The organism is Nocardia sp. NPDC050793 (assembly GCF_040654065.1).
In the GTDB taxonomy this organism is placed as follows: Bacteria; Actinomycetota; Actinomycetes; order Mycobacteriales; family Mycobacteriaceae; genus Nocardia.
Window position 1 is genome coordinate 1,203,155 of record NZ_JBFAHG010000001.1, and the last position, 22,776, is coordinate 1,225,930.

Genomic DNA, 22,776 nt, shown 5'->3' on the forward strand with positions numbered 1-22,776 from the left:
GACATCCCCCGCCCCGGTTCCTGATCCGCCCCGCTCGTTCCGGCGTGCTCGGTGATCGTCGACGCAGGGGGCGGCCGCCGATGCGGTTCCGCCGGTTTCGGTCTGCGGGCTCGGACGCGATCACTCACTCCGGCGGGGCCGGCTGGTCTTCGGTGCGGAGCGGTTCCGTGGGCTTGACCGGACGCAGCAGGACCCAGGTGAGGAAGGCCAGGGCGACGGCGATCATGCCTGCGCCTGCCCAGACGTTGACGTTGATGCCGCCCGTCTTGGCCTCCTCCGCTGGGGTGTAGTGGGCCAAGCCGGTGATCACCAGAATCACGCCGTAGCAGCCGAGCAGGGCCCCGACGATGGTGCGGATATCGAACAGCATGAGCGTTCTTCCTTATCCGACGAAGATGTTCAGGGCGATGACGAGCACCAGCGCGATCCCCGCGAGCAGGACCGGACGCTGGTACCAGGGCAGCCTGCCGGCCTCCGGGTCGGTGCGCATCGATGCGGGGGTCTCCGAGTAGACCAGGCCGATGAGGTCGGCCGCGGGTTTCGGCCGGGTCACCCGGGTGACCGCGACGCTGACCAGGATGTCGACCACGAACGCCGCGCCCGCGGCCACGAAACTCGCTCCCTGACCGGACAATTCGAAGACTCCGGCCTCGTGCATGAGGAAAACGACGATGGCCGAACCGGTTCCGGCGACCAGTCCCATCCAGCCCGCTGTGGGCGTCATCCGCTTCCAGAACATGCCGAGGATGAACGTGGCGAACAACGGCGCGTTGAAGAAGCTGAACAGCGTCTGCAAGTAGTCCATCATGTTGCTGAAACTGCTCGCGATGAACGCCGTGAAGATGGCCGCGACCGTGGCGCCGACGGTGGCGACGCGGCCGACGGTGAGGTAGTACCCGTCCGAGCGGTCCCTGATCACGTACTGCTGCCACAGGTCGAAGCTGAAGACCGTGTTGAACGCCGAGACGTTGGCGGCCATGCCCGCCATGAACGCCGCGAGCAGACCCGCGAGCCCGACGCCCAACAGGCCATTGGGCAGCACGTCTTTCATCAGATAGAGCAGCGCTTGGTTGTAGGTGACGTCGTCGGTGTAGTCCGGATCGGCCGTCACCGCCTGCTTGTACTCGGCCATCTGCGGCACCAGCACCGCGCTGATCATGCCGGGAATGACGACGATCAGCGGAATGAACATCTTCGGGTAGGCGCCGATGATCGGCGTGCGCCGGGCCGCGGAGATGGAGTGCGTCGCCATGGCTCGCTGCACCTCCACGAAATTAGTGGTCCAGTAGCCGAAGGAGAGCACGAAGCCCAGGCCGAACACGATGCCGAGCACCGAGAGGAAGTCGTTGCTGAATCCGCTCAGCGCGTTGCCCGGCCACGACTCCAGTTGTTCCGCGCCGCCGGGCGACGCGGACACCTTGTCCCGCAACCCATCCCAGCCGCCCACCTTGTTCAGCCCGACCAGGGTGAGCGGCAGCAGCGCGGCCACGATGACGAAGAACTGCAGCACCTCGTTGTAGATGGCGGCCGAGAGCCCGCCGAGGGTGATGTAGGACAGCACGATCACCGCCGCCACGACCACCGACACCCACAGCGGCCAGCCGAGCAGCACGTTGACGATGGAGCCGAGCAGATAGAGGTTCACCCCGGCGATGAGGATCTGGGCCGTCGCGAAGCTCAGCGCGTTCACCAGGTGCGCGCCGGTGCCGAAGCGCCTGCGCATGAACTCCGGCACGCTGCGCACCTTGGAGCCGTAGTAGAACGGCATCATCACCACGCCGAGGAAGAGCATGGCGGGCACCGCGCCGATCCAGAAGTAGTGGAAAGTCGGGAAGCCATACTCGGCGCCGTTGGCCGACATGCCCATGATCTCGACCGCGCCGAGGTTGGCCGAGATGAACGCAAGACCGGTGACCCACGCGGGCAGCGAACGGCCGGACAGGAAGAAGTCGATGCTGGACGACACCCGCTGCCTGGCCAGCAGACCGATGCCGAGCACGAACACGAAATACAGTGCTACCAGGGCATAGTCGACGGGCGCCGCGTCCAGCCGCAGGGTCGTTGCCGCCTCGAAACGCGGCGGCGCCGCGCCGGAAGGGTCACCCGCACGCGGCCACACGGAGCTGAGGAAAGATGAATCGGCAAGCGACACAGCGTCGTCCCTCCTGGTGTGAAACCGGGCGTCGAGCTAGGTCCTGCTTTCGTGCGGTGTCCGTGACATCCACTGTGCGTGATTGTGCCGCACCGGTGGGGCACAATCACGAACAAATCCTGGACGGTTGCTCAGCGAGTCCATCGGTCCGAGGATTCGCCCGAGGCCGAACCGTACTCAGGATTCCCGGCGCGCCCCGTCGGCCGGAACCACGACGAACGTGCGCGGCTCGGCGAAACCCGAACGGGCGAACCGTTCGACGATCGCGGCGGCCACCGTCTCGGTCCGATCGCGGTCGACGAGCGCGATGGCGCTGCCGCCGAAGCCGCCGCCGACCATCCGCGCGCCGTGCGCGCCCGCGTCGACAGCCGCCGCCACCGCCGTGTCCAGCGCGGCCGTCGAGACCTCGAAATCGTCGCGCAGCGAGACGTGTCCGGCGACCAGCATCGGCCCGATCTCGCGCGGGTCCGCACCGCATCGCAATTTCTCGGCAACCGCGACGACGCGGGCGTTCTCGGTGACCACGTGCCGCGCCCGGCGCCGGGCGACCGCGTCCGCGATCCGCACCAGGTCCGCCTCCGCGGCGACGTCGCGCAGCGCGGGCACACCGAGTTCGGCCGCCGCCGCTTCGCACTGCGCGCGCCGCCGCGCGTAGCCGCCGTCCACCAGTTCGTGCGGCTGCTCGGTATCGATGACCAGAAGCTCGAGACCGAATGCGGCCAGGTCGAACGGGATCTGCTCGTAGCCTGCGGCGCCCGCGGTGAAGCGGCGCACGTCGAGGAACAGCGCGTGCCCCGCGGTGCACAGCACGGCGGCCGACTGGTCGAGCACACCCGTCGGGGCGCCCGCGTAGTCGTTCTCGGCCGTGCGCGCGATGTCGATCAGTTCGCGATCGGCGACGCCGGGCGCGCACAGATCTCGCAGCGCGATCGCCACCGAGCACGACAGCGCCGCCGAACTCGACAGGCCCGCTCCGATCGGCACCGCGCCGTCGAGTTCGAGCACCAGGCCCGAAACGGAGTGCTTACGTCGCACAAACTCGGCGACCACGCCCAGCGGATACCGCGCCCAGCCCGGCAGCCGATCACGCGCCGCGGCGAGCTCGTCGATCCCGGCCCGCACCGCCTCCCCCGGCCGCTGCCGTGACTCGACGCGGACCAGTCCGTCCGCGGTCGCCTCGGCCGCGCAGCGCGTCACCAGGGGCAGCGCGATGGGCAGCACGAAACCGTCGTTGTAATCGGTGTGCTCGCCGATGATGTTCACCCGGCCCGGTGCCACCCATGTCCGCACTGCTGCCTCGCTCTGTCGACTCGGAGCTCGCCCGTCGTGCCACACGTTACGAGACACACCGCCCCAGCATCGCTTTCGCCCGGTGCGCGTGCGCGATTCGCGGTCGCGCCACACAGTCGAATTCGAAGCACTATCGGCCTGCAATTCAGGCCGAGAGTTTTGGGAGGGCACTATGATTCACACCACCCCACGCTGCGGTCTGCTCGGGCTGCAGTGGGTCGATCGACTACTCCCGGCCCCTGGGCAGGCCGGAGCGTGACGACCGGCAGACCCCCGGGGCGCCACTGACGATCGGGATCGGCGCGGCGACACGGGTGGGCCCGACGGCGATGTCGGCCTTCGACGCGGCCCTGCGCGAGTTGGGAGTGGGTGATGCGAACTTTGATCCGCCTGTCGTCGGTGATCCCGCCGCGCGCCATGCTCGAGCGCACCGGCCACTTCGCCGCGCGCTACCCCGAGCACGCCGCGCGCGACGCGATCTACTACGCGGGATTCACCCTCGTTGCGCCAAGTGCACAACGAGGGGGCGCCTTCCATGCCATGATCAAATCAGTTGTCCAGATTTTGGTGGCCGAGCGCGCCGCGGTCGGCTGGGACATCTGCTCGTACAACAACACTGAGCTCTCGTTCGCCGACCGGATCCGCGCGGCGCTCGATGAGCAGACGAACGTCGAAGTCGCGGTGGAGGATTCACAGACGTACTACGCCGCACAGTTCACCGGGGCCGGAGCGACCAAGGGGGGCTGATGACATCCAGCGAAGAGCGGGCGGGCGACCGCGGCTGTTGTACCGGGAACATCTGGTGCGTTGCGCTGCTCGGGGGTTGGACTGCGCTGATCTCGGTGCCGCTGGTGTTCGAGTCACGGGCGCTCACCCTGATGACGATGCTGGCGGTGGTCGCGGGGGCGCTCACCATGATCGGCAGCGGGCTGCTGCGCCATCGCCCGGCCCAGCCGCTGCCCTGGTACCTGCTGTCGCTGTCGGCGGTGCTCTTCGCGCTCGGCACCACGCTGCGCGATTTCACCGATGGCGCGATCAGCCCGCTCGACGACATCTGCATGCTGGCCGGATATCTGGGCATCGGGGTGGCCGCAACGCTGTGGCTGCGGCCCCGGCAAGTGCGCGGCAACTACGACCTGCTGCTGGATTCGGCGCTGATCGGTCTCGGCGCGCTGCTGGCCTCGTGGACCTTTCTCATCTCGCCGATCCTGCAATCGCGTGCGACCACCCTGACCACGGTGGTCGCCGCCGCGTACCCGATCCTCGACGCCCTGCTGCTGACCGTGGTCGCCCATTCGGTCGCGACGGCCACTCGCTCGGAGACGTCGCTGCGGCTGCTGCACCTGGCCATGGTCGCCGTGCTGGTCGGCGATCTCGGCAACAGCCTGGAGACCGCAGGCACCGCGACGATCGGGCGCGAGGTGCTGCTGACGCCGCTGCTGATCGCCTACGCCACTGTCGGTATCGCCGCGCTGCACCCGACCATGGCGAGTTTGGGCGCACCGCGCCAGATCCACCCGCACCATTCCCGGCAGCGGGCCAGCTCTATCGCGGTGGCGCTGATCGTGGCCTCGCTGGTGCCGGTGGTCGGTTCCGGTCTCGGCACGGTGGATCGGGTGATGGTGTCCTCGCTGTTCGCGCTGCTGCTCATCGGCGTGCTGGTGCGCAGCGAACGGGCCATCCAGCGCAGCGCACGCAGCGAGCGGTGGGCGCAGTACCAGGCCGACCACGACATGCTCACCGGCCTGCTCAACCGATCGGCCCTGCTCCGCGTGATCGACCGCACCAGCGCGCACTGGCGCGATCAGCCGCTGTGCCTGCTGTTCATCGACCTGGACGGCTTCAAGATGGTCAACGACAGCTACGGTCACGCCGTCGGCGACGAGCTGATCGCCAACGCCGCCTCCCGAATCCGGCGGGTGGTGCGCCGCGACGACGCGGTCGCCCGATACGGCGGCGACGAGTTCGTGGTGCTGGCTCCGCTGAACAAGCAAGACGCGGCCGTGCTCGCCGAGCGACTGCTCGGGGCCTTCGTCCGCCCCTTCGAACTGAGTGCGGGCGAAGTGCCGATCACCGCGAGTGTCGGCATCGCGTGCGACAGTCGGCGCGACTCCGAGGCCACCGTCTACGACCTGATCCGGGACGCGGATTCGGCGATGTACCACGCCAAGGAGTACTCGCTCGGCTACGCCTTCCACGACGATCTGCGGCACCCGCAGCTGCCCGCGAGCCGCCCCGTCGCCGCATCCGAGCCTCGATCACGGAAGTGGCGCTCCAACGCGGAGAGCACCGCGGTCTAGATACCGCGACCGCCGGGCAATCGCGCACCGCAGTGCGATCCACGCCGCCGAGCGTCCGGGCTCAGCTCAGTCGGCCAGTTCCTCCAGCAGTCGCCTGGCCTCCTCGAGCTCGGCCTGCAACTGCTCGACCTTCGCCCGTTGCGCGCCGCGCGCCGCCTCCAGCACTCCGGAGACCACTTCGGCCACCTCGGGGTGCAGGATCTTCGCCGCCTGCGCGACCGCCGAACTGTTCACCGGGAGCCCGCGCACCGAGCGCTTCTTGCCGTTGACCACCTCGACCGTCCACTCGCCGTCGGCCGTTCCGGACAGCGTCACGGTGACCTCCGCCGACTTCGGCTTGCGTGCGGCCGCCTTCGCGGGCTTGGGCGCGACCGCCGGCTTGGGCGTCGCGGCAGGGCCGCTCGATTCCGCCGTCGGCGCAACGGGTTTCGGTGCGGGCGGAGCAGGCGCGGGGCTGACGGTCGGTGCCGGTGCGCTCGTCGTGGTCGACGGCTGGGTCACAGTGGAGTCCTTCCTGGTTGTCGACTTCGGCTGGCTGGCTGGTGCGGTCGCCGCCTTGTCCCGCGACGGCTTGGTCAACGTCACTTCGGTCGGAGAAAAGGACAGTACATCCTTCGAACCGGTCGGCCGCACTTGCAGGAAGTCGCCGTCGGATGGGTCACCGAGCGCGACCACCTTGCCCGAACGCCCTTCGGGCACACCGACGGCTGCGGCGGTGAACCAGACCATGGGCGGGCGACCACCCGCGATCTCCGCGGCGATCTGCTCGATCTCGATGTCGGACAACGGCTTGGGCTTGGTACTTGGCGACGGCATGGGGGCACTCCGAGCGGTCTTCGTTGATGTCTGCGTGCACAGATGATGCCGCACGCCACCGACAGATTCGCACGGCGTCGCGAATTCGTACCGCCGCGACCCGGCCCGCGCCTCGCAGCTAACACAGGGCTACGGACGATGCGTTGTGCCGCGCGGCGCGACGATCATGGCGCTTGGAGCGCGGGGAACCAGATGTCGGCGAGCACCTCGGCCGCCTGGTCGGCGTCGACATCGATGGTCCCCTGCATCGCCCACCGGGTGAAGAACCGTTCCAGTTGCGCGACAAGCAGTTCCACGCGCAGCCGGGCCTCGTCCCTGCGCTCGGCGGGCCAGCGGGCCAGGTAGGAGGTCATCGCGTTGGGCAGTGCCGCGATGCCCTGCCTGGCGATCTCGCGGAACTCCGGTTCCAGCGTGGTCGCCTCGTCCCAGGCGGGCAGCAGGTCCTTGTACTCGTGGAACCAGGCGATGGCCCGGTTCATCCAGCCGACGAAGGCCTCACGCGTGCCGACGTCGAGCACCCGGTCCAGATCCTCGTAGAAGTGCAGCGCGGTGGGCGCGGTGGATTGCGCGGCGACCGCGCGCAGGATGTCCAGCTTGCCGGTGAAGTGCAGGTAGAAGGTGGCGCGGCTGCACCCGACGGCGGCGGCGATCTCCTCGACCCGCACGGCGGCGTACCCGTTGGCGCCGAACAAAGCCTTGGCGGCCTCCAGCAGTTTGGCCCTGGTCTGCAGCTTCTGTTCGTCGCGCAGGCTCAGCCCGGCCGGTTTCGATTTGGTCGGCATGGTGAACGGTAACTCCGTCTCGTCGGCACTTCCAGTAGACATCTTGTCACTCACTAGACAGGTAGTCTAGCGAGTGTTAATTTGTTGCCTACGTCACTTCGGTGGCGAATGGCTCCCGCGGTGTTCGCGGCCACCTCCCCGCGCCCACCGACGCCGGCAGCTCGAGACGAGGACATCGACTTTGACTCCACAACAACTCCCCCGGGTATGTGTCATCGGCGCAGGACCGTCGGGGATCACCGCCGCCAAACGCCTGCAAGACCACGGCATTCCGTTCGACTGTTTCGAGGCGAGCGACGAGGTCGGCGGCAACTGGTACTTCAAGAACCCGAACGGCATGTCGGCCTGCTACCAGAGCCTGCACATCGATACGTCCAAGTGGCGCTTGGCTTTCGAGGACTATCCGGTGCCCGGCGAGTGGCCCGATTTCCCGCACCACTCGCAGCTGTTCGAGTACTTCAAGAACTACGTCGACCACTTCGGCCTGCGCGACAAGATCCTGTTCGACACCGAAGTCACCGCGGCCGAACGACAGCCCGACGGGCGCTGGCTGGTGACCGCCTCCGACGGCCGCACCCGCGCCTACGACGCGCTGGTGGTGTGCAACGGGCACCACTGGGATCCCAGAATGCCGGACTACCCGGGCGAATTCGACGGTGTGCTCATGCACAGCCACGCCTACAACGACCCGTTCGACCCGGTCGACATGCGCGGCAAACGCGTGATCGTGGTCGGGATGGGCAATTCGGGGCTGGACATCGCCTCCGAGCTGTCCCAGCGCTTCCTCGCCGCGCGGCTGACCGTCTCGGCCCGGCGCGGCGTGTGGGTGCTGCCGAAATACGTGCACGGCAAGGTGGGCGACAAACGGAGCATGCCGCCGTGGATTCCGCGCAAGCTCGGGCTGAAGATGAAGCAGCGCTTCGTCCGCAAGTTCCGCGGCGACATGGAGTTCTACGGTCTGCCCGCACCCGATCACAAGCCCTTCGAGGCGCACCCATCGGCCAGCGAGGAATTCCTGCACCGCGCGGGCTGCGGCGACATCACGTTCAAGCCCGCCATCACCGCGCTGGAGGGTCCGCGGGTGCGCTTCGCCGACGGCAGCGTGGAGGAAGCCGACGTGATCGTCTGCGCCACCGGCTATCACATCAGCTTCCCGTTCTTCACCGACCCGGAACTGCTGCCGGACAACCGGAACCGGCTGCCGCTGTTCAAGCAGATGATGAAACCCGGCATCGACAATCTCTTCTACCTCGGCCTCGCCCAGCCGCTCCCCACGCTGGTCAACTTCGCAGAACAGCAGAGCAAGCTGGTCGCGGCGTACCTGACCGGTCAATATCTGCCGCCGGACCCGGACGGGATGCGCGAAGACATCCGCACCGCGGAGGCCGCGCGCACGGGGCGCTACTACGACTCGCCGCGCCACACGATCCAGGTCGAATTCGAGGCGTACGTGCGCGATATGAAGCGGGAGATGGCCAGGGGCGCCAAGCGCGCGGCCGCGGCCGGTCACGCGCTGCCGGTGCCCGCCCGAGCGCTGGAACGGGTGTGAGGCCATGACGAGCACCTCGGGTTACTGCGCCGAACCCTTCGACGGCGTCCGGCAGGAGCTGGAAAGCCAGCTGGCCTCCGGCGCCGAGCTCGGCGCGTCCGTCTGCGTGACCGTCGACGGCGAGCCGGTGGTCGACCTCTGGGGCGGGCACCTGAACGAGGACCGCACCGTGCCGTGGCAGCGCGACACTCTCGTGAACGTCTTCTCCATCAGCAAGACCATGACCGCGCTGTGCGCGCTGCTACTGGTCGATCGCGGCGAGCTGGACGTGTACGAGAAGGTCGCGCACTACTGGCCGGAGTTCGGCGCGAACGGCAAGGGCGACATCGAGATTCGGCACATCCTCGGGCACACCTCCGGCGTCTCCGGGTGGCAGCCGCCGATCGACCTGCCCGACATCTTCGACGCGCGCGCGGCGGCAGCGCGCCTGGCCGCCCAGCCGCCGTGGTGGGAGCCCGGCACCGCCTCGGGCTATCACGCACTCAACTACGGCCACCTGGTCGGCGAAGTGGTCCATCGCGTCACCGGGCGCAGCCTCGGCCGCTTCTTCGCCGAGGAACTCGCCGGGCCGCTCGACGCCGACTTCCATATCGGCACCGGCCTCGAGCACCACCCGCGCATCGCGCCGCTGATTCCGCCGCCCGCCTTGCAGTTCGACATGTCGGCGCTCGACCAGGACAGCATCCTGGTCAAGACCCTCACGAGTCCGCTGCTCGACGTCGCCGAGACCGCCACCGCCGGATGGCAGGAGGCCGAGATCGGCGCGGTGAACGGCCATGGCAACGCGCGTTCGGTGGCGCGGGTGCAGTCCCTGGTGTCCTGCGGGGGCACACTGGACGGACGGAAACTGTTGTCGGACAAGACCATCGACCTGATCTTCGAGCAGCAGTCCGACGGCGTCGACCAAGCGCTGCTCGTGCCGCTGCGCTTCGGCATCGGCTACGGGCTGCCGCATCCGCAGACCGCGCCCGCGGTGCCCGAGGGCCGGGTCTGCTGGTGGGCCGGATACGGCGGGGCGATCGTCGTGAACGACCTGGATCACCGTCTCACGTTCGCCTACACCATGAACAAGATGGAGCCGGGCATCATGGGCTCGGCCCGCGCCGACGCTTATCTGCGCGCGACCTACGCGGCCGTTCGGGAGGTGGCGGCATGACCCGGCGCGACACGATGCGGGCGCTCCAGCTGACCGGGCCCGGCACGCTGGAGTTGCGGGAGGTGCCGGTGCCGTCGATCGGGCCCGACGATCTGCTGCTGCGAGTCGGCGCGGCGGGCATCTGCCATTCGGACCTGCACGTGCTGGAGATTCCGTTCCGGCTGCGCGACGATCCGCTGACGCTCGGTCACGAGGTGGCGGGCACGGTCGTCGAGATCGGCGATCGGGTGACGGCCAGGAAGGTCGGCGACCGCGGTGTCGTCTACCTGTGCTGGTCGTGCGGCGTCTGCCGGGAATGCGTGCGCGGCAACGAGAACGTATGCCTGGCCGCGGGGCGCACGGCGATGCCGCCGTGCCCCGGGCTCGGTCCCGACGGCGGCATGGCGGAGTACATCCGCATCCCCGCGACGGCTTTCGTGCCGATCGGCGAGCTGGACTTCGCCCAGGCCGCGCCGCTCGCCGACGCCGCGCTGACGAGCTATCACGCGATCGACGGCGCGCGCGACCAGCTGCGGCCGGGCGCGACGGCCGTCGTCATCGGGGTCGGCGGGCTCGGTCACGTCGCCGTGCAGATCCTCGCCGCCACCACCGCGGCCAGGGTGATCGCGGTGGACGTCGGCGCGGAGAAGCTGGCGGTGGCGGACGCGTGCGGCGCCCACGAAGGACTGCTCGCCGACGCAGGGACCGCCGCGGCCATCCTGGAACGGACCGGCGGACGCGGCGCGGACGCGGTGTTCGACTTCGTCGGCGTCGACCAGACCGCGCGCCTCGCGGTCGAGTGCGTGGCGCCGAACGGCGCGTACCGGATGGTCGGGCTCGGCGGCGGCGCGCCGGAACTCACCGCGGCCCCCGCGGGCGGATCCGGCTGGCCGTGGGGAGCCACGGTGCGAAAGTCATACGGCGGCACCAAATCCGATCTGATCGAGTCCGTGGCGCTGGCTCGATCGGGCAGACTCCGGGTCGAGGTCGAGATCTTCGCGCTCGACGACGGCCGCGAAGCGCTCGATCGCCTGGCGGACGGGCGGATCCGCGGGCGAGCGGTCCTGATCCCGTGAACCCGGACCGCGCACGAACGACGAGGAACATCGAATGACGAAATCCATGGATCCACAGGCGCTGGCGGCGACCGTCATCGGGCGGCTCACCGGACCCGGCGGTGCCTTCGAGATGACGGTCGAGGACGTGCTCGGCGCGCCGCTGCCGGTTATGAAGCACCGGGGCCGCGCGCTGCGCGAGGTGCTCGCCGCGTCGGCCGCCCTCGGCGACCGCGAGTACCTGGTGACCGAGGATCGGCGCCTGTCCTACGCCGAGCACGCGGCCGAGGTGGGCGCGCTGGCCAGGGCGCTGCGCGACCGTTACGGCGTCGGCAAGGGCGACCGCGTGGGCATCCTCGCGGCGAATACGCCCGAATGGGTGGTGGCGTTCTGGGCCGCGCAGTGCCTCGGCGCGATCGCGGTCGGTTACAACGCATGGTGGGCGCCGCGCGAGATCGCCTACGGACTCGGGCACACCACGCCCTCGGTGCTGATCGTGGACGCCAAGCGGGCCGCGCAGGTCGCCGACCTCGGCGTCGATGTCCCGGTGCTGACCATGGAGCGCGACATCCCGGACCTGGTGGCCGAGTTCGCCGCGGGCGAGCTGCCCGACGCCGCCGTCGCCGAGGACGATCCGGCCGTCGTCCTGTACACCAGCGGCACCAGCGGGCGACCCAAGGGCGCGGTGCACACGCACCGGAACCTGCTGGCGGTCATCGACTATCACCGCTTCAATGACGCGCTGGCCGCGGCCTTCACGGGTGGCGTCGACGACGGCGGCCCCAAAGGCCGACGTTTCCTGCTCACCTCGCCGCTGTTCCACATCGCCAGCCTGCACAACTTGGTGCTGCCGCGAATGGCCACCGGCGACACGGCCGTCATCTACCAGGGCGGGTTCGACGCCGATCGGGTGCTCCGGCTGATCGAACGCGAACGCGTCAGCAACTGGGGCGCGATGCCGACCATGGCCACCCGGCTGCTGGAGGTGGACCTCGCCGCCTACGACGTCTCCTCGCTGTCCGCCTTCTCGCTCAACTCCGCGCCCTCCTCGGCCGCGCTGCAACAGCGATTGCGTGAACAGCTGCCGGTCGCGCGGACCGCGCTGGTGACCAGTTACGGCATGACCGAGTGCTCGACCGCCGCCACCATCGCCGCGCCCGCCGAGCTCGCCGCGTTCCCGGACACGGTGGGGCGGCCGGTGATCGGGGTGAGCCTGGAGATTCGCGACCCGCTCGGCGAGCCCCTCGGCGAGGGTGCCGAGGGCGAGATCTGGGTCCGCAGCCCGTACGTGATGCTCGGCTACTGGAACGATCCCGAGGCCACCGCGGCGGCCATCACCCCGGATCGCTGGCTGCGCACCGGCGACATCGGCATCGTGGAGGAGGGCAGGCTGCGGCTGTCCGGCAGGCGATCGGATCTCATCCTGCGCGGCGGGGAGAACGTCTACCCGACCGAGGTCGAGCAGTGCCTCGACGAACATCCGGAGGTGAAGGAGAGCGCCGTCGTCGGCGTGCCGGACGCCGATCTCGGTCAGCAGGTCGCCGCGCTCGTGGTGGTCGACGAGGGCGCGTCGGTCACCGAGGCGGACCTGCGCGCGTTTGCCGGAGAGCGGCTGGCCTACTACAAGGTGCCCGCGCTCTGGCGTCTCACCACCACACCGCTCGCTCGCAACGCGACCGGAAAGGTCGTTCGCGCAGGCATTGCCGAAGCGCTGTCCGACGCGGCGGGGTGACGTTGTCCGGTTTGCTCGGAGAACCGAGCAAACCGACCGGTCCGCTGGTCCTGGATTCGGGGTCTCGACCCGCCACCATATAGAGGTCTACCTTGTGAATCAGGCGTGCACGTCGCACGCCGCACCACTCGCAAGGAGGCGACGTGGCGACTTTCGCGCACCAGGGCCGGACCGTAGTCTTCGATCGTATCGGCAGCGGACCTCCGATCGTGCTGCTGCACAACGCGGGAACGCAGCGACATATCTGGGACGACCAGGTGGCGGTGCTGCGGCGCGATCACGAAGTCTTCGCACTCGACCTGCCCGGCTACGGCGAATCCGACCAACCGGCCACGGGCTATCGGCTCGAAGACTACGTGCGCATGCTCGGCGCCTTCCTCGACGCGCACGACCTGTCCGACGTGATCCTGATCGGCAACTGCCTCGGCAGCGCCACCTCGCTCGGCTACGCCATGGCGCACCCGTCGAACGTGCGCGCACTGGTGCTGGTCAGCCCGCTCACCCGCAACACCGTGCGCAAGGGCGAGCAGGCCGGCCTGGCCTGGGTGGACGCCAAGCTGCCGCTTGCGCCACTGGCCAAGCGGCTCGCCCTGCCCGATCCGGTGGTCTCGCTGATCATCGCCAACCAGCTCGGCGCGCGCGGCAAGCGCCTCGGCCTGCAGCATTCGCGACGGCTGAAGGCGCACTGGGGCGATCGCGGCCGGTTGCAGGCGCTGGACGGTCTCGTACAGGACTTCCCGTCGTTCCGCGTCCTCGACGAGTTCACCCCCGGAGCCGCCTTCCCGCCGATCTGCACGATCTGGGGCAAGCAGAACCACATCCTCTCGGCCTCGGCGGGCGCCGTGCTCGACCGGACGCTGCATCCGCACACCAGCGTGGTGCTGCCCGACTGCGGCCATCTCCCGATGGTGGAAGACCCGACCGCGGTGACAACCGTGATCACGGACTTCCTCGCCGCCCCTGAGATCCGTCCGCACGGCGCCCGCCGTCCGCACACGGACGCCTCGTTGCCGCGCAGTTCCTGATCGGCCCGCCCGGACGCGCTCCGATCCAGGAAAACTGCCGGAGCGGGCACGGTCGACCCGATGACGTGCGGTTTTCCCCCGGGCACGACCATGCCCGGGGGTATGCTGATCTTGGTGTTTGGCCTTCTATGCCACGGGAACCCGGTCGATAAGCCATCGAGGAAAGGGTTGACGTTCATGTTGCTGCGCCGACTTGCCCGACCGCTGCTGGCGACCGCTTTCGTCGCCGACGGGGTCGACACCCTGATTCATCCCGAACCGCGCGCGAAGTCCGCCGCGACACTGGTCGAGCGCGGTGAGCGTTCGCTGCCGGACAACATCGCCGCGAAGCTGCCCGCCGACCCGGCGACCGTGGTGCGGATCAACGCCATCGCGCAGGTCTCGGGCGGGGTGCTGCTCGCGCTCGGCAAGGCGCCACGCCTCGCCTCGCTCGTGCTCGCGGCCACGGTCGTGCCCGCCACCGTCACCGAGCAGGACTTCTGGGCCGAACAGGACCCGGACCGGAGGGCCGCCAAGCGCACGGCTTTCCTCAAGGACATGAGCCTGCTCGGCGGGCTGCTGATCGCCGCCGCCGACACCGAGGGCAAGCCGTCGCTCGGCTGGCGCGGCAAGCGCGCGGCCCGCAACGCCGCGGCCACTGTCTCGGCAGCACTGCCCTTCGGCGCCGCCGACAGCTCGACCGGCGAGTCGCTGCGCCAGCACGCGCATGACGTCGCGGTGCGCGCCAGATCGCTCGGCGACACCGCCGCGACGAAGGGCTCCGAATTCGCCGAGACCGTGCAGACCCACGGACCCGAATGGGCCGCCGCCGCACGGCAGCGCGGCGCGGCGATCGCCGCCGTGGCCAGGGAGCGCGGCGCGGAGCTGGCCGCCGCGGCCCGCGAGCACAGCGCCGAATTCGCCGACGCCGCACGCGGCCACGGCGCGGAGTGGGCCGAGATCGCGAAGGAACGCGGCGACGAATTCGGCGCGAAGGCACGAGGCAGCGGGTGGGCCGATTACGCCAAGGTGCGCGGGTCTGAGCTCGGCGAGCTCGCCCGGCTACGCGGACACGACCTGGGCGAGGTCGCCCGGCTACGCGGACACGAACTCGGCGAGGCCGCCAAACTGCGCGGCGCGGAGCTGGGCGATGTCGCGCGGCACCGCGGGGCCGAACTGGGTGAGACCGCCAAGCAGCGCCGCGCCGAACTGCGGAAAGCCACCAAGAAGCGCCGGTTCTTGTTCGGCGAATCCGCCAAGCACCGGCGCGCCGAGCTGGGCGAATCCGCCAAGCACCGGCGCGCGGAACTGGGCGAGATCGCCAAGCACCAGCGCGCCGAGCTGAAAGAGGCCGCGCGGCATCGGGGTGCGGAGCTGGGTGAGACCGTCAGGCACCGAAGCGCCGAGTTCACCGAGGCGGCACGGCATCAGGGCGCCGACTGGGCGGACATGGCGCGCAAGCGGTTGTGACGCTAGGCCTGTCTCACAGCGGCCGGATGCGTCCGTGGCTCAGAGCGTCGCCTGGCAAGGCGGAGGAGGAGCCGATACCGGGGTTGTATCGGTGACGACGACAACGCGGCCAAGCGGCGATCTGAGCCGGACGGGACTTCGAGACAGGGCCTAGCCGAGCGCGGCGTGTCTTGCCGCTCCGGTGGCGACCGGGATGTGCCGGTAACCACGCAGATTCACCAGTCCGCGCCGGGTCGCCGGTCCGGTGTGCCGCAGATCGGGATAGCGGTCGTAGAGGGCTTGCAACGCGATCGCCCCTTCGATCCTGGCCAGGCTCGCGCCGAGGCAGGAGTGCACGCCGCTGCCGAAGGCCAGGTGATCCCTGGCGTTGGACCGGGTGATGTCGAAGGTGTCCGGGTCGAGGAAGGCGGCGGGATCGCGGTTCGCCGAGCCGAGCAGCAGGGCGACGGTCTCGCCAGCCCGGATGCGTTCGCCCGCGATCTCGCTGTCGCACAACGCAGTTCGCGTCGTCATCTGCACGGGACTGTCGTAGCGCAGCATCTCCTCGATCGCGCCGGGCCAGCGAGCCGGTTCGGCGCGCAGCGCGGCCAGCTGGTCGGGATGGTCGCGCAGCAGCACGATGCCGTTGCCGAGCAGGTTGACGGTGGTCTCGAAGCCCGCGCCCGCGATCAGGGTCGCGGTGGCGAGCAGTTCGCGGTCGGTGAGTTCGCCGCCGGTGGCGAGGTCGCTGAGGATATCGTCGCCCGGCGTGCGGCGAATACGTTCGATGTGCCCGGCGAGGAAGTCCTGGCTGTCGCGCAGCGCGGCGACCGCCGACCGGAACTGCGCCCAGGAGATGGTGATGTCCAGCAGCGGCGAGCCCGCGTTGCCGTATTCGAGCATGTCGTCGCGTTTGGCCGCGGGGATGCCGAGTATCTCGCTGATGACGGCGATCGGCAGCAGCAGCGCGAAATCACCGATCAGATCCGCGTTCTCGCGTCCGGCCAACCCGTCGAGCAGTTCCTCGGTCACCTCGCGCACCCGGTCGCGCAGCCTGCCGACCGCGCGCGGGGTGAACGCGCCCGCGACCAGCTTGCGGTAGCGCGTGTGCTCGGGCGGGTCGACCATCAGCATGGACGGCGGCTCGACCGGGCTGGCCAGCCGCAGATCCGTGGCGCGTATCAGCCGTTTCAACGGCGCGGGCAGGTCGATCGCCTCCGGCGGCGTGGCACCGAAGTTCTTGTCGCGCAGAATGTTCCGACACACTTCGTGATCGGCGGAAGCCAGGATGTACGGCGTGCGGACAATCCTGCCTTCCGCGCGGATGCGCGCGCCGAACGGATAGGGGTTCTCCCGCGCGTACGGATCGATCAGCAGTTGCGCCAACGGTTCGCCGCGTCGCGCCAGCAGGCGCAGCGACATCGTGGGCACTCCGCTCAACGCCGCCCATCGAATCCAGGTCTTCATGTCGGCTCTCCGTCTCGATTGGAGTGCTTCCACGTTACGACCGCGACGCACCGCGCACATCCCACCGCGGTCGCAAAAGCGGCTCCTACCCCGGTATCGACGGCGCATAGTCCAAGCCACAAGCCATCCCGCGTTCCCGAAGGTGGCGAGGATCGTGCGCGCGACGCAACTCCAAGCCGTTCGCCCGTATCCGCGCCCGTTGGGCCCCAAGGGTTCTCAGCTAGGGAAGATGATCACCACCACCGATCCGAAGGTGCTGGGGGTCGCGTACCTGACCACCGCATCCGTTCCGGGCGTCCGGCCTTCGAACCGCACTATCCGCACATGGTCGCGCCGAAGCACGCCGAAGCGTGCCAACACTGACGGCCGAACACCACGCTACTGGCGCCGTACGGAAATCTATGCAACCGTATCGCCAACCCCAGTCGTCAGATTGTGAGCGCCCCTGTGGACGTCGACCGTCTCGACCAGTACCCAGCCGACCCCGACCTCCCCCTGATCGGCCAGCTCAGCAACCCACGACTCAGCCGACTCGTCCGCATCAGCGCCGACCTGTCACCCGAATCGATCGACCTGCTGACAAACCTCGCCGAACGCCTACGCGCAGCCGAGCGGGCCCTCCCCGACCCTGCATTCCTCTGAGGACGAGCCCACCCCCTCTCCACGGTCCCTCCCACATACCTCGTGTACGCCTCACAAAGCCACCGCCTGTGTGAGGCGTATGCAGGGGGTGTGGGAACGAGGCCGACCCTCACGCTGGACTCGACGACAACCTATGGCGCGCTGTCGATTTCATCCGCACTTCGAACGCGGGCCGCATGCCGGAGGGTTTGGCCCCCACAACCGCTTACGCTCACAGCGCCCATGTGGCACGTGTGGGGGACGAGGCCGGCGGGTCATGTGCGGTGGGTGACGATGCGTGCCAAGTCGTTCAGGCGGTGGGCGCGGGCGATTTCGGCCGGGGTGAACGGCTCGTCGGCGCGGAGGAAGGTCAGGGGTCGGTCCGGCTGGTTCGGTAGTTCGAGCATCGTGCCGTCGACGGGATCGTTCTCGGCCGGTCCCGACGACAGGTATTTGGCTCCGAGCAATTCGGCTATGGCCAGCGGTAGTTCGTCAGGGTCGGCGACGACGCGGGCGGCGGATGCCAGCGCCTTGGTCTGTCCGTCGATGAGTGTCAGCGCGGACGCGGGCCACACGCGAACCTTCGCGCCTCCCGCCTTGGTCACCGCAGAGGTGAGCGCTTGCGGGGTGACATCGACCGGTGTGGCGACCACGAGTTCGTCCAGCACACCGGATTCCAGGTGGTGCACGTGCACGGTGAGAATGTTCGCCTCACGGTCGGCGAGGTGCGCGGCGAGCGACTCGAGCTGGCCGGGCCGGTCGTCGACGTGCACCCGGATCCGCCACAGCGCGGGCGCCTGATCGGCACGATCGCGGTCGCGCAATTCCGGACCGTGCAGCCACGAGCCGAGAAACCGCATGGCCGAAGGCTCGACCACCCAGATCACCAGGATCGTGGTGGTGATCGTCAAGAGCAGCACCGCCACCAGATACGGCGGATGCAGGCGGATCACCAGCGCGTGCAGCGCCAGTTCCACCGGAAAGACGGCGGCCAGCTTGGCCAGCGCCAAACGGGTCCGTGGCGGATGCGGCAACCGGCCGCACACATCGCACGCCAAAGCGTGCACCGGGGGTCGAGCTGCGGTCGGCCTCATGCCCCGACGATCTTGGTGAAAGATTTCCTTTCCCGTGCGAGTCTGTAACGCAGACGTGAAACCTCACCGCAAACACCCTGAGCTGCAAGAACACTCGCGGTGATACCGCACACACCATTCCGCGAACGGTGGGCAATCGCACAACGACAGGAACCTTTCCGAGCGCAGCCGGCAAGTGCTCACACCTTCTCGGTGGGTCCCTCTATCTCGGCGTTCGGCGCGCACCCAGGGCGTTCACCTACCTCGTGGGCGGCGTGAACGGCTGGGTGATCGTGGTGAAGTACTGGATGGCCGCGCCCACCGCGACCGGGGCCGCCACGAAGATCTGGCCCGCGAGGGTGCCGAGTGCGCCGACGGCGATGATGCCGCCCGCGCAGCCGACGGCGGCGGGCCTTGTCCTCGAAAGGCAGGGCGACGGGTTGGTAGACGGCCCTGTCCATGGACAGCAGCCCACGTCTGTAGAACTCAAATCACAAAGGGAATCAACGCTTTTCGCTCAGTCGGGTAGTCGGCGAACTTCTCCCGATACCACCGATGCGTCGCGAAGGCGCGCGGCACCAGGTTCCCCGCGGTGATCAGGAAGATCACCACACCGGCCAGCGACCAGGTCAGCAGCGCGAACCCGGCCCACGCGATCAGCTCCCCGAGATAGGCAGGACTGCTCACGAAACGGAACCCGCCACCGTTGGGAATCCGGTACTCGGTCGAGCCGGGATCGTTCTTGTCGCGCAGGTTGCGTACGATCGCCTCGGATCGCACCAGCAGCCCGAATCCGCACAGGTAGACGACCAAGCCGATCAGGAAACGCGGGTCGGTCAGCCAGTCGACGCCGTACTGATTCTTGTAGTCGTGACTGAAGAACGCGCCGTTCAGGTATCCGTGCAGCGAGGTCACGAAGACGCCAGCGGCCAGTACCGAGACATTGAAGCTGCTGCGCTTGCCAGGCACCTGCCGAATGGAGAGCGGGAAGAACCAGCCGCGATTGCCGTAGTGCAGCAGCCAAATGCAGGCCAGCACAAGCGGAGTCGGCTCGAACCGGTCCGGACCGCTCAGATAGAACACCGCGAACACCACGGTGGCGGGCAACTCCATGAGCCACCAGCCCAGCTTGGGATCGAGATTCAAGCCGACCTTCGTGGAGGCGAACCGGCCATACGGACTCTGCGCGAACAGACCGCCGACCAGCACGAAAGCGGCGAACGCGAAGGCGATCGTGAGCACGGTGTCGTAGGTGGCGTTCCCGGTGTACCAGTCCATCGAGATCCTTCGTCGAACGGGGCGCCGCGCGCGTCGAACGGTTCGGCGGCGCCGAAATTAGAACATGTTCTACCATGGATCCGAGCCGTGGCCACGACTATGGAGGACCCTCATGCCGCTGGACCCGACCGCCGAACACCTGCTGGCGGCCGTTCAGGCATCCCCGCGCGCCGTCGCGGCGCACGACAAATCCGCCTGGGTGGGCCTGTTCGCCGACGACGCCGCGGTGCACGACCCGGTCGGTTCGCGCGCGCACGTCGGCCGCGACGCGATCGCGCGGTTCTACGACACCTTCATCGCGCCGAACTCGATCGCGTTCCGCGTCGACCGCGACTTGGTCGCCGGGCAGACGGTGGTCAGGGATCTGCACATCGAGACGACCATGTCGACCGGCGCGACCGTCACCGTGCCGATGCACCTGCGCTACGACCTGGTCGACACCGGTTCGGGCTGGCGGATCGCCCGCCTGGCCGCGCACTGGGAATTGGCGGTGATGATCGCCCGCCTGCTGCGCACGGGCGTGCCCGGTCTCCTCGCGGGAGCGAAGCTCGGTCCACAACTGGTCGCGAATCTCGGGGTGAGCGGCGCGATGGGCATGATGCGGGCGCTGCGGAGCGTGGGTGGTTCGGGTAAACGCGCAACGCGCCAACTGTTCGACGCCGCGGCGGGCACCGACATCGGCCGCGTCCGGGCGCTGCTCGGCGAGCACGCGGTGGTGGAACTGCCCGCGGGGAATCCGATCTCGTTGGAGGAGTTCACCAATCGCGCGCGCACCATGCGGTGGGACAAGATGATCGCCGCGGGCCGCACCGTCAGCGCGAGCGTGCGGCTCGGTGAATCGCACGGCGTGGCCTTCGTGGAATTCGCGGCGAGCGGTCCGAGGATCGTCGGCGTGACGGTCTTCCTCGACGCGAATCTATAGGCTGCTCGCGGCCTCGACTCCCCAGACGGCCCGCGCACCCGAATCGCCGACCCGGTAGCACTGCACTCCCGCGGCGATGCCCGCGACGAGCGCCAGGATCGCCAGCAGCGCGGCCGGTGCGCGACCGATCGATCCGCCGCGCAGCTCGACCAGGTGCGCCGCGACCAGCAGCAGCGCGACAACCAGCAACGCCACCGCGAAGTAGACCGTGGTGCGCCCGAGGTCGATATGGGTTCGCAGCGCCTCGCCCGGCGCGGGGAACCGCTCGGCCAGCGTCTCCCCCGCGTCCGCGGTGATGGGAGTGAGCACCACGCCGACGACGGCGAGGGCCGCGACGAGCCAGACCAACCGCCGCCGCACCGCGGGCGCCAAGGCGGACAGCACGAGCAGCAGGGCGGTGAGCGGCACGAGCACGACCACACCGTGCACGAGCAACACGTGCGCGGGCAATCCGTTGACAGTCGACATGGGATGCCCTCCTGGGTGTTTGCGGCGACCCCCGATCCCGTTCCCACGAATCGCCCGGCCCGATGGTTCACCACCGCCGGAAAAGAATCGCTCGCACAGGTTGTCTTCCGCGCCAATTAACCTGCCGAGCTCCGCCGGTTACGTTGAGTGGGACCGCCGCGCCGGAATTCCCGGGTCGAGTCCGCCGCACCGCGGCGCCCGAACCGTGCGCCGCGCCGCGTGAAAGGACCAACACCGATGAGCGTGGGCACCACCTCGGATCCCGCCCGACCGGCCACCGCGTCATCTGCGCAGTCACCGTGGCCGCTGATCCCCGAACAGGATCCGTTCTACGCGGCACCGCCGGACCTCGGCCGTCACGCCCCCGGCGCCGTGCTGCGCACCCGACGGGTCGAACTCGCGCTGTTCGGCATTGTCCCGCAGCGCATTTCGGCATGGCAACTGCTCTACCGGACGTGCGATCTGAACGGCGTGCCCGAGGTGGCGGTGACCACCGTGCTACTGCCCTGGGGCGCCGATCCCACTGTGCCGCGCCCGCTGGTGTCGTTCCAATGCGCGATCGACGGCGTCTCCCCCCGCTGCTTCCCGTCCTACGCCCTGCGGCGCGGGGCGCGGGCGCTCGGCGCCATTCCGCAGCTCGAGCTGCCCGTCATCGGGGCCGCACTGGCGCGTGGCTGGGCGGTGTCGGTACCCGACCACGGGGGCATGTCGGGGCATTTCGGCGTGGCGCGCGAGCCGGGATACCGGTCTCTCGACGGCATCAGGGCAGCGTTGAATTTCACCCCGCTCGGCCTCGGCCCGACCACGCCGGTGGGCCTGTGGGGCTATTCGGGCGGTGGACTGGCCACCGCATGGGCCGCGGAGCTGGCCGCCGAGTACGCGCCGGAGCTGACGATCGTCGGCGCCGTGGCAGGCTCCCCGGTCGGCGACCCCGCGTCGGCGTTCGTCCGGCTCAACGGCACCTTCCTGTCCGGTTTCGCGACCGTCTGCGTCGCGGCGCTGCGGCGGGCCTACCCGGCGCTGGACCGGGTCCTGCTCGACGAGGTGCACCCCGAGTTCCTCGGCCTGCTCGGCCAGGCCGAATCGCGCACCACTTTCGAGCTGATCCCGCGGTTCGCGGGCAAGAACATCGACAACTACAGCCGCACCACCTTCGCCGAGCTGCTCGCCCGCCCCGAGATGCGCTACGTCCTCGATGACATCCGCCCCGGCGTGCAGGCGCCGACGATGCCGATACTGGTGATCCAGGGCGTCAACGACGAACTCATCGCCGTCGCGGACGTCGACGCGCACGTCGAGCGCTACGTCGCGGCCGGGGCCGCCATCCGCTACGTGCGCGACCGGCTCAGCCTGCACCTGCCCCTGCTCTATATCGGCACCCCCTTCACCATGAACTGGCTGGCCGACCGCTTGGAACAGCGCGACACCGGCCCGACCGGCACCGACACGGTGTGGTCGCTCGCCTTCGGCAAGCGAGAAGCCTTGGGGCACTTGCGTTTCGCTCGCCTGTTCGGCCGGATGCTCGCGGCAAGGCCCATTACTGCGACGGTGCGGCCGACCGCTTCCGCGACGCCCCGCCGAAGCGTGGCCTGACGGGATACCGCCACGCTGAGCGCGAGACGAGTTGTCGCGCTGAGTGATTCGCGCTCACGCGCGATGGCTCACCGTGTAGCGGCGCCGCAG

Annotated in this window: 21 protein-coding genes; 11 read left to right on the forward strand and 10 right to left on the reverse strand. The window is 69.1% G+C overall.

The annotated features are described in order from the left end of the window. Window positions 1-124: 124 nt before the first annotated feature. The 3 genes from AB0H50_RS05340 to galK all read right to left on the reverse strand — a co-directional run bounded on the left by AB0H50_RS05340 (window position 125) and on the right by galK (window position 3,442). Entirely contained in the window at window positions 125-370 is a 246-nt protein-coding gene (locus AB0H50_RS05340; RefSeq protein ID WP_357447029.1) for a hypothetical protein, read from the reverse strand. A 12-nt stretch (window positions 371-382) separates the two neighbouring features. Next, complete coding sequence (locus AB0H50_RS05345; protein WP_357447307.1) at window positions 383-2,119, reverse strand: sodium:solute symporter family protein; 1,737 nt, start codon at window positions 2,117-2,119, stop codon at window positions 383-385. A 210-nt stretch (window positions 2,120-2,329) separates the two neighbouring features. Continuing rightward, a complete protein-coding gene (gene galK, locus AB0H50_RS05350) occupies window positions 2,330-3,442 on the reverse strand; it encodes a galactokinase (protein ID WP_357447032.1) in 1,113 nt (370 codons plus the stop codon). Window positions 3,443-3,823: 381 nt separating this feature from the next. On the opposite strand from galK, the gene AB0H50_RS05355 reads away from it, so the two are divergent. Together AB0H50_RS05355 and AB0H50_RS05360 are read left to right on the forward strand one after the other, a co-directional pair. Then, window positions 3,824-4,189 (forward strand): hypothetical protein, encoded by a 366-nt coding sequence (locus tag AB0H50_RS05355; protein WP_357447035.1) that lies wholly within the window; start codon window positions 3,824-3,826, stop codon window positions 4,187-4,189. Then, window positions 4,189-5,742 (forward strand): GGDEF domain-containing protein, encoded by a 1,554-nt coding sequence (locus tag AB0H50_RS05360; protein ID WP_357447038.1) that lies wholly within the window; start codon window positions 4,189-4,191, stop codon window positions 5,740-5,742. The genes AB0H50_RS05355 and AB0H50_RS05360 overlap by 1 nt, the downstream gene beginning before the upstream one ends. A gap of 66 nt (window positions 5,743-5,808) precedes the next feature. On the opposite strand, the gene AB0H50_RS05365 is transcribed toward AB0H50_RS05360, so the two are convergent. Both AB0H50_RS05365 and AB0H50_RS05370 read right to left on the reverse strand, forming a co-directional pair. After that, window positions 5,809-6,558, reverse strand: coding sequence for a DUF6319 family protein (locus tag AB0H50_RS05365; RefSeq protein WP_357447041.1), 750 nt, complete (start codon window positions 6,556-6,558; stop codon window positions 5,809-5,811). Between the two features lie 164 nt (window positions 6,559-6,722). Further along, the gene (locus tag AB0H50_RS05370) at window positions 6,723-7,340 is read right to left on the reverse strand and encodes a TetR/AcrR family transcriptional regulator (protein ID WP_357447310.1); all 618 of its coding nucleotides are present in this window, start codon (window positions 7,338-7,340) and stop codon (window positions 6,723-6,725) included. Window positions 7,341-7,521: 181 nt separating this feature from the next. On the opposite strand from AB0H50_RS05370, the gene AB0H50_RS05375 reads away from it, so the two are divergent. The 6 genes from AB0H50_RS05375 to AB0H50_RS05400 all read left to right on the forward strand — a co-directional run bounded on the left by AB0H50_RS05375 (window position 7,522) and on the right by AB0H50_RS05400 (window position 15,285). Further along, window positions 7,522-8,889 carry an NAD(P)-binding domain-containing protein gene (locus tag AB0H50_RS05375; RefSeq protein WP_357447044.1) on the forward strand — a complete coding sequence of 456 codons (1,368 nt, stop codon included), beginning with the start codon at window positions 7,522-7,524 and terminating at the stop codon, window positions 8,887-8,889. A gap of 4 nt (window positions 8,890-8,893) precedes the next feature. Next, a complete protein-coding gene (locus AB0H50_RS05380) occupies window positions 8,894-10,045 on the forward strand; it encodes a serine hydrolase domain-containing protein (RefSeq protein WP_357447046.1) in 1,152 nt (383 codons plus the stop codon). Window positions 10,046-10,059: 14 nt separating this feature from the next. Then, on the forward strand, window positions 10,060-11,100 hold the full coding sequence (locus tag AB0H50_RS05385; protein WP_357447313.1) for an NAD(P)-dependent alcohol dehydrogenase: 1,041 nt from the start codon (window positions 10,060-10,062) through the stop codon (window positions 11,098-11,100). A gap of 34 nt (window positions 11,101-11,134) precedes the next feature. Beyond that, on the forward strand, window positions 11,135-12,811 hold the full coding sequence (locus AB0H50_RS05390) for a class I adenylate-forming enzyme family protein (RefSeq protein ID WP_357447049.1): 1,677 nt from the start codon (window positions 11,135-11,137) through the stop codon (window positions 12,809-12,811). Window positions 12,812-12,954: 143 nt separating this feature from the next. Next, a complete protein-coding gene (locus AB0H50_RS05395) occupies window positions 12,955-13,836 on the forward strand; it encodes an alpha/beta hydrolase (protein ID WP_357447052.1) in 882 nt (293 codons plus the stop codon). A gap of 177 nt (window positions 13,837-14,013) precedes the next feature. After that, window positions 14,014-15,285, forward strand: coding sequence for a DoxX family protein (locus tag AB0H50_RS05400; RefSeq protein ID WP_357447316.1), 1,272 nt, complete (start codon window positions 14,014-14,016; stop codon window positions 15,283-15,285). Window positions 15,286-15,435: 150 nt separating this feature from the next. Here AB0H50_RS05400 and AB0H50_RS05405 read toward each other — a convergent pair whose 3' ends face one another. Beyond that, window positions 15,436-16,731 carry a cytochrome P450 gene (locus tag AB0H50_RS05405; RefSeq protein WP_357447054.1) on the reverse strand — a complete coding sequence of 432 codons (1,296 nt, stop codon included), beginning with the start codon at window positions 16,729-16,731 and terminating at the stop codon, window positions 15,436-15,438. Between the two features lie 435 nt (window positions 16,732-17,166). On the opposite strand from AB0H50_RS05405, the gene AB0H50_RS05410 reads away from it, so the two are divergent. Further along, complete coding sequence (locus AB0H50_RS05410; RefSeq protein ID WP_357447057.1) at window positions 17,167-17,373, forward strand: hypothetical protein; 207 nt, start codon at window positions 17,167-17,169, stop codon at window positions 17,371-17,373. Window positions 17,374-17,627: 254 nt separating this feature from the next. Here AB0H50_RS05410 and AB0H50_RS05415 read toward each other — a convergent pair whose 3' ends face one another. From AB0H50_RS05415 to AB0H50_RS05425, 3 genes are all read right to left on the reverse strand, one after another. Next, window positions 17,628-18,446 carry an amino acid-binding protein gene (locus AB0H50_RS05415; protein ID WP_357447060.1) on the reverse strand — a complete coding sequence of 273 codons (819 nt, stop codon included), beginning with the start codon at window positions 18,444-18,446 and terminating at the stop codon, window positions 17,628-17,630. A 238-nt stretch (window positions 18,447-18,684) separates the two neighbouring features. Then, window positions 18,685-18,915, reverse strand: a complete 231-nt coding sequence (locus AB0H50_RS05420; RefSeq protein WP_357447325.1) for a hypothetical protein — start codon at window positions 18,913-18,915, stop codon at window positions 18,685-18,687. Next, window positions 18,912-19,703, reverse strand: a complete 792-nt coding sequence (locus AB0H50_RS05425; protein ID WP_357447062.1) for a methyltransferase — start codon at window positions 19,701-19,703, stop codon at window positions 18,912-18,914. The genes AB0H50_RS05420 and AB0H50_RS05425 overlap by 4 nt, the downstream gene beginning before the upstream one ends. A 112-nt stretch (window positions 19,704-19,815) precedes the next feature. On the opposite strand from AB0H50_RS05425, the gene AB0H50_RS05430 reads away from it, so the two are divergent. Then, complete coding sequence (locus tag AB0H50_RS05430; RefSeq protein ID WP_357447065.1) at window positions 19,816-20,625, forward strand: nuclear transport factor 2 family protein; 810 nt, start codon at window positions 19,816-19,818, stop codon at window positions 20,623-20,625. On the opposite strand, the gene AB0H50_RS05435 is transcribed toward AB0H50_RS05430, so the two are convergent. Next, a complete protein-coding gene (locus tag AB0H50_RS05435) occupies window positions 20,620-21,093 on the reverse strand; it encodes a DUF2231 domain-containing protein (RefSeq protein WP_357447068.1) in 474 nt (157 codons plus the stop codon). The genes AB0H50_RS05430 and AB0H50_RS05435 overlap by 6 nt on opposite strands. 237 nt (window positions 21,094-21,330) lie before the next feature. On the opposite strand from AB0H50_RS05435, the gene AB0H50_RS05440 reads away from it, so the two are divergent. Beyond that, window positions 21,331-22,686 (forward strand): lipase family protein, encoded by a 1,356-nt coding sequence (locus AB0H50_RS05440; protein ID WP_357447071.1) that lies wholly within the window; start codon window positions 21,331-21,333, stop codon window positions 22,684-22,686. The last annotated feature ends 90 nt before the right edge of the window (window positions 22,687-22,776 follow it).